Here is a 7,371-nt window from a genome sequence, read left to right as displayed (position 1 = left end):
GTGTAGTTATTCTAATGAAATTTATAGATAAGCAAGTGATAAATCTGTATTAGGCTATAAAAATTAGTAAAAAAATCACAATTAAATGTGTGTAAAATNAAACAATTTTCATATNTNACGTCATACAAAATGAATACATGAAAACAGATTAAAAGTTGTTATGAAATACAAATTGGTTAATTTAATAATGATTATGAGGCGTTAAATAGATGAACATAAAAAAAATTTTATAAATTAAAATATAATTTCTATATAAAATATGAACTATATGGACACATACAAATAGAACAAGATTCATGAAACCAAGCTCGAAATCCCTAAATATTGTATTGGATTTTTATATAACTATTTTATTGTTCGTAAAATTGGTATTTCGTGCGAAGTTACAAGTATTTATTTTCCCACCCTTTTATAAAGGTATCATATCCCTTACCTTTCATCAGTATTAATATCTTTTAGTTTCGGGTAGATTCAGCTATACATATTAATATTTATTAAATGGTTGCTTATAGAACTTATCCTATATATAACATTTTAATGTGAAACAAATTCAACCAATGCAAAAAAAAATCGACTTCTCGGGACCTTACTTGCATCTTGAAGAACTTGGTTTACAAATTCTTCCCGTTTCCGAATTAGGGCCTCATACTTTGTATCGGCACACAATGAACTGTGATGTGTATATATATCCTTCTAATCATTTTCTTCGATTTCTCGTAGTTTGAATCTAGTATGTATTATATTATGAACCATCCAATTCCCTCCGCTCACTTAATCCCTTTATCACACTAAATTTCATCATAATATTTCATTAACTTATCTTAATTACAACATGAAAAAAATCGTATATCTACTGATACTATTTATCTAGTAAAAGAGAATCGGTAGATATAACCTTTGTACGTTTCTTCAAACATCTTACTCGAAATTGATCTTACATATTCGAATGTTCCATACCAGAAAATAAGTTCTTGTAGAGATTTGTCAAACACTGTACACTAAATACGTGCCGTCTTTGCCCTTCTCTTTTTAAGAGGAGGTGACAATAGAACGTGGAGAATACTAGAACCGCCCGAAAACGTTCAGAGAGAGAAGAAACGTAAACGTCTTTTTTCTTTTGGTACAATCGTTACAGCATTCAGTTTCCTTCGAAATGTGCATTACTTTTTCATAAAAAGTGAAGTAGGTAAGGGTATAACTGAATATGTAAGACATCTTCTTAAATAAAAAAGTGCCGCTATAAATAGCGACACAAAGCCCATTTGTAGTTATGATTGGGTTTCAAGGTGAAGTACTGACCATACTTTTATTGCACACGACCAATGCAACATCATTTTGAAGTGCAAAGACGTTGAAACCCAGCTTACTACTCTATATAGTATTGCGACATGCAGTGCTTTTATTCCTGTCTGCGTACGAAAAAAGCCTTGGTGACCAAACCAAGACTTTTCAAAAAGCTTACGACCTATCAATAGAACGAGAATCCGAACCACCCGACTTCTTGTTCGTTATAATCTAGCTTACACCCTTATTGTACTATACGTTTTTTATATTTTCAACAGTCTGCATTCCTTTCACCCAATATTCATACTTCTAATACTGAAAGTTACCTTACACGACCTCTATCCATTGAAGATTCACGTCACACTTTACATACTTCATAGAAAAGAGACGATAACATTACTATTTTTATCGTCTCTAGCTTCGTATACAATAAGAATATCCAAATACTAGGAGTGATTAGGATGACAAGTACTTTACTACTATTAGCTCTTACTTTGTGCGGAATAAGTGGGCTATTCTCCCAAATTAGGAAGCTAACTACGCCAAAACAAGATGAGGCTAAACGTTTAATTATTATCGAATCATTGTCTATATTAGGAGTTACATGGATAGGTATTGGACTATTCTTGTAACATACTTACACATTACTTTCGTTATAATTGAATAAAACTCATTATTCCGTCAATAATAGGGATAGGCATTAGCCAAAACTCATTTAAAGTCCTTAGTCTTTCCCCTTGGAGATTCCTTGATCTGGAGCAGTTAGCCTTACTAACAGCTCCTTTTTTTGCATCTGTAAAAGCATGATTTAATTTGCATACAGAATACTTTCCTATAGTAATCAGTACATGAAATTCCATGCTATATGAAGACTACCGGCGTAATGTACCAGCAACTCCTACTCGTGCATTTACTCTATTAAACTAGTTCCTATTTTCGCTTCACCTTCTCTACGAAACTCATCCCAATTCTCTATAATCCAGTTTCCAGTCATACGGATATTCATCATTATGTAGTTTTTGTAGTATGTTTTTATTTCCTTTTTACCTTTAATTCTAAGTACATATAGTATGTTTCTATTATTAAAATCTTATTAGCAAGCAGCTCTAAAGCGTGTTCCATTATACGCCACGTTGTTTAGCAAGATCTATCCCTTCTCGTTAGCGCATCTTAATTTTGTGTTCGTTTGTTTTGTAATATTAACAACAAACAGGACGCCTCCCAGATCAAGGAAGCGCCCCCGATAATTGCTATAAACTTGATCAAACTTATTTATCTGCACATTATTTATTTCTTTGCTTCCATACTCCATTATCTTTACGATAAGTATTCTTACCATCCATGAAGTCAGCCGTATTACCCGGAATGCTATATTTCTTATTCTTATTCTTTTTCTTTGCCTTCTTCTTCAGCCTTTTCTCTTCTTGAATAGCTTGCAAATCCGCCTTCCATTGTTTCAACAAATCCTTCTCACGCCGCATCGAATTTGTACCCCTTGAATTAAAATGTGAACCAAATAATTAGATTCTACCTATTATATAGATATCCTTTAATCCAATGTACCAAGTTATGTTTTTCTTTTTAAATAGACCAACAATATATTAAAATATCCTATATATCCAAGGAGCTTTGTCATGCTCAACTTTCATAAAGAATTCCCCCTATTAGGATTCTTTTTATTTTTATACAGTTTCATCAGTACTGTCTTTTTATTACTATTTCTTAGCGTGTAGTAACAATGCAATGCGTATAAATATATGTTTAATATGTAAATTCTATAAAAGAAGTAAAAAAGCACTTCTGTTGGGTGATTAATATATACTATATATTAATATTGAATAGTCTTATTGATAGACTTTTTAAATCAGTTACTGATATGTGTATCAACCGGCCTGTGCTTCTGTACGGGATTTTTTGATGCTTTCACGCCTCGTAATACCCAGGAACCTGTCTATTAGGCAGTGCATTCTACTGGATTCCCGGATCTTAAAACAAACAAAATCCGGTCCTATTAACTATATAAAGACACCTTTACAAACATAATCCCTTATAGCTTCTATGGATTATCAACTTTTTCATGATTTTCATATTCACATTTCTGTAACATCTTTATATATTGTTTTAATATATCGCGTGTTAAACTTATAACATTCCAAGAAGTCCTTTACTTTTAGAATCGACAATTCTTCAATACCCTTAGTCTTGCCCTGCATCCCCTGCAGGGCTTTTATCATTTAGTTAGAGTTGATATAACCTTTTGTACGTTTCTTCAACCTTATCTGTGATGTTATCTCTATACCTCTAGCTCTTAAATTCTTTATGATTCACAAGATTTTCTTTCGTTCGTATTCATCTCTCTACTATTCATCCGTTATTTTCCATCCTTAATAATCTGTTTATTGATCCGTTCCATAACTTTATCCTTAGTTTGATTTTCAATAAAAACCTCTATTTTCCTAAAATTCAATCAAATATTTATAAATTTCTAACGAGTATTAATTGAAAGGAATCCCACAGCATAAAATGGAATTTATTCTCAAAAGTTATTAATTATTCTATCTGTCAAACTATTAGTTTACCTCTTCTTCATATTTTAATTGTCTTTTAACTACGATCAAACAAATAAATAAAATACACAAATAGGTAAGGAGCATTAGTATGATTATACAAGAAAAATTATCTTTTTCAGATCTAGAATCATTAGATTCAACTACAGATTCCATAATGGATGCGTTTAAAGATCTTTATGGAATACTTCCTGATGAAATTGCAGTAAATAATGAGACGTTTCCAATTCATAATAAGCCTGCTATTACTGAACGTTATAATCACGCTTGTTATAAAATGCTGGGCCCCTTTATATTTCGAGATCTTGAAAAACCTTCAATAGATGAAATAACCCTAAAGGAACAATTTGTATGTAATCCTAATAATGAAGAAAAAGAGATTGTAGTGACAATAAAAGAACAATGGGCCAATATACAATCTTGGACTTCGAAATCTATTACAGGTTTAACTTTAAAATCAGATCTTATTATCGCAGGTAAATTTCAATCGGGTAATGAATTTAATATTTCAACTTTTGTAGGCGAAAGCAATTCAAAATCAATTCATACCTCTCCTTCAATTGAACATTCTATTAAAGTACCTCCAAATACTAAAATGAAAATAGCGATGATAGGAACATTAATTACTGAGGTTCTCCATTTCCAATCAATTATAACAGTACAAGGTATGTTTGGTGCATGTTTTCCACGTATGGTTCGTGGACATTATGTTGGGTTTAAAAGTGCCGGTCACATCCTAAATAAAACATTTGGAATGATTGAAGGATCCATTAACAATACTGTACTTCAGGATATTGAAATACATATTAAAGGGATAGAACCTTATTCCTATAAACAAAAAGTGATCAAGTAGTAAAGTTATAAAACAAAAAAATATACTGTTTTTTGATTCTGTATCATATATAGATCATTAGAATAAAGAAAGGAAAAAATCTATGGCTAATAGTACTTCAAAATCATTGAATGGAGGAAAATCAATTGTCAAACAAAAATGAGTTAAGTTTTTTCATTATTAGATTAGTATTAGGGTTTACTTTTTTTGCTCATGGACTCATAAAATTTCAAGATGGCATCTATAATACAGAAAATTTCTTCAACAGCCTAGGAATATTTGATTGGCTTGCATATCCAGTAGCAATTCTTGAACTAGTGGGTGGAATTTTAGTTATTCTGGGGCTTGGTACACGAATTATTTCAACCTTATTTTCTTTACTTATGGCCGGAGCCATTATTACTGTGAAATTTGATCAAGGATTTATAGGAGGGTATGAATTTGATTTATTATTATTGGCTGTTTCTTTATTTTTTGTAGTAAATAACAGCCAATCTATTTCATTAGATAAATTCCTATCGAATCGTAATAATAAACAACAACAAACTCTATAAACATAAAGTTTCTCCTCAACACGTAAATTCTTATTTTGCGAAGAAGCTTATTTATATGAATTCCTCAATTTAGATCCGAAAAAAATAAAAAGAATCCCTTATATTTTGAAAAAGTTTTTTCAAAATATAAGGGATTTATAATTTACTTTTAAATTATTGTATAAAAAGGACTTCAACTTTTAGTTACATAAATACCTTCTTGTCTTTTTTAAAACGCTCTGTATGCATTTTCTCAGTTGTTAATACCACTTTCTGTGGAATCTTATATAATGGTAGTTTATCTTTACAGAACTCTCTTAATCGCTTTCTAAATTCACTTACACTTTCATTTGTATTTAATTTAACCACAGCCTTAACCATTTGTCCTGTGATTGCATTTTTTTCACCAACAACAGCAACCTCTTCTACTCCATCCATTAGCTGTATTACGTTTTCAACTTCAGCTGGAAATACTTTTTCTCCGCCAATATTTATAATCTCTGATTTTCTTCCTAAAATTTTAATATAATCTCCATCTACTTCCACCATATCTCCTGTCATAAGCCAGCCATCCTTGGTAAATGGACTTGGAGCATTAATATAACCAATCATTGTAGACATTGATTTGATCTGCAACATTCCATCCACAATTCTTGACTCAATATTCTCATCACTTAGTTTGATCCACAAAGAGTCATTCGATTTAGATTTCGAATATAAAACCCCATATTCTGATAACCCATACATTTGTGTAATTTTAACATGAGGGAATATTTCGTTTATTTTACTTAGTGTAGCCTCAGGCATAACTTCTGATCCATAAGAAATAGTCTGCAAACTATTTAAATTATACTTTTTATAAACCTCGCTCAGTATAAGTAAATTTATAAAAGTTGGTGATGCAGGTAAAGCTTGTACCTGATGTTTCTCAATCATGTTACATACTCGATTAGGGGTACGATCATCAATAATTACCAAACATCCTAAGCTAGAAATAATTTGGAAGAGAGTATTAACCCCTCCAATATGATCAAATAACATAAATGGTATAACACGTTTTGCACTCCTTGCGACACTGTACTTCTTTTGAAGTAATGTAAAATCATGTACAATTGCTTTACTACGTCCGGTTGTACCAGATGAAAACAATACTAATCCTGGATGTTTTAACTTTTTCAGTTGTAATAATAATTCATTTTGAATGTAATCTCTTTGTATATTGATTATTTCAAAGCTTGCGCTTTCAACTTTAATCACCTTTTCTAATTCAACTATTTCATAGTATTCTTTCTTCTTACTGTCAACCAATGAATTTAGGATCGGTACTACAGTACACCCTAATTCAATAAGCGCTAAAAACATTGCTATAGAGTATGGAGAATAATCCGCTTCCAAAGAGACTATTGTATAATCCATCTTTCTATGTTCATTTAACTCCCTTGTATAAATCTTTATTTGATTTAGAAACCACTCATATGTGTAAGTTTTATCCTCCCAAACAATAGCTTCGCATTCTTTATTCATTTCAAATCTTTCAAATAAAAAGTCAATATGCATACCTAACCTCCTTTTAAATTTTCTCCTTTAATATTTTGTTATGTTAGTGATTTTAATTGTTCCTGGCATTCTAAAATATACGCAACTAATGCTTCTATTGTTTTAAATGGGCTATTATGTTGTGACATTGTATCTAAATTCACCAAATCAACTGATAAACCCAATTCATCTTCTAAGCCTTGTTCAATACTTACCAGTAGAGATACTAGCCCTAACGAATCTAAATACCCCTCCCAATCATAAAGATGTGCTTTCAAGCCTTTTTCAAGATTAATTTTATTTTCAAGATTTTCATTCACTTCTTCAACACAGCACAATACAATTTGAATAATCTTTTCTTTATTTGTATCTTCCAAGTAAATACACTCCTTTTTATAAATCATCTTTTTACTATGAAGATTTCCTTCCGGCAATTGTAGTAGTATATAACATGAACACTAAATACACTTATTCTTCTACTGATAAAGTTTGTAAGTATACGTTGTAGCCTTACTCTACTTCTCTCAATTATCTTTTCCCTATTAAGACTGAAGACTATAATTATGTTGCAGAAGAAATAAAATATTCTCATGTAAGACACACTCTCTATTAATAATAT

6 protein-coding genes are annotated in these 7,371 nt (G+C 30.9%); 3 read left to right on the top strand and 3 right to left on the bottom strand.

Annotated features, from left to right (window positions below; genetic code table 11):
* Positions 1–1,745: 1,745 nt before the first annotated feature.
* Entirely contained in the window at positions 1,746–1,916 is a 171-nt protein-coding gene (locus tag DN403_RS31385; RefSeq protein ID WP_179958949.1) for a hypothetical protein, read from the top strand.
* Positions 1,917–2,567: 651 nt separating this feature from the next.
* Here DN403_RS31385 and DN403_RS26470 read toward each other — a convergent pair.
* Positions 2,568–2,765: a hypothetical protein gene (locus tag DN403_RS26470; RefSeq protein ID WP_098300699.1), complete on the bottom strand. Its 198-nt coding sequence runs from the start codon at positions 2,763–2,765 to the stop codon at positions 2,568–2,570.
* A 1,177-nt stretch (positions 2,766–3,942) separates the two neighbouring features.
* On the opposite strand from DN403_RS26470, the gene DN403_RS26465 reads away from it, so the two are divergent.
* Positions 3,943–4,704, top strand: coding sequence for a hydralysin-2 (locus tag DN403_RS26465; RefSeq protein ID WP_098437640.1), 762 nt, complete (start codon positions 3,943–3,945; stop codon positions 4,702–4,704).
* 125 nt (positions 4,705–4,829) lie between these two features.
* Entirely contained in the window at positions 4,830–5,237 is a 408-nt protein-coding gene (locus DN403_RS26460; RefSeq protein WP_176520917.1) for a DoxX family protein, read from the top strand.
* A 183-nt stretch (positions 5,238–5,420) separates the two neighbouring features.
* Here the strand turns inward: DN403_RS26460 and DN403_RS26455 are convergent, their stop codons facing one another.
* Both DN403_RS26455 and DN403_RS26450 read right to left on the bottom strand, forming a co-directional pair.
* A complete protein-coding gene (locus tag DN403_RS26455) occupies positions 5,421–6,773 on the bottom strand; it encodes an ANL family adenylate-forming protein (RefSeq protein WP_061667038.1) in 1,353 nt (450 codons plus the stop codon).
* Between the two features lie 38 nt (positions 6,774–6,811).
* Positions 6,812–7,129: an acyl carrier protein gene (locus DN403_RS26450; protein ID WP_098300696.1), complete on the bottom strand. Its 318-nt coding sequence runs from the start codon at positions 7,127–7,129 to the stop codon at positions 6,812–6,814.
* Positions 7,130–7,371 lie beyond the last annotated feature (242 nt).

It is taken from the genome of Bacillus sp. AY2-1 (assembly GCF_008368965.1).
GTDB lineage: Bacteria > Bacillota > Bacilli > Bacillales > Bacillaceae_G > Bacillus_A > Bacillus_A thuringiensis_S.
This window is presented reverse-complemented; position numbering and strand designations above follow the sequence as displayed.

Coding starts and splice junctions, on each gene's coding strand:
- DN403_RS26465 (WP_098437640.1), top strand. CDS start 3,943: ATGATTATACAAGAAAAATTATCTTTTTCAGATCTAGAATCATTAGAT.
- DN403_RS31385 (WP_179958949.1), top strand. CDS start 1,746: ATGACAAGTACTTTACTACTATTAGCTCTTACTTTGTGCGGAATAAGT.
- DN403_RS26470 (WP_098300699.1), bottom strand. CDS start 2,765: ATGCGGCGTGAGAAGGATTTGTTGAAACAATGGAAGGCGGATTTGCAA.
- DN403_RS26455 (WP_061667038.1), bottom strand. CDS start 6,773: ATGCATATTGACTTTTTATTTGAAAGATTTGAAATGAATAAAGAATGC.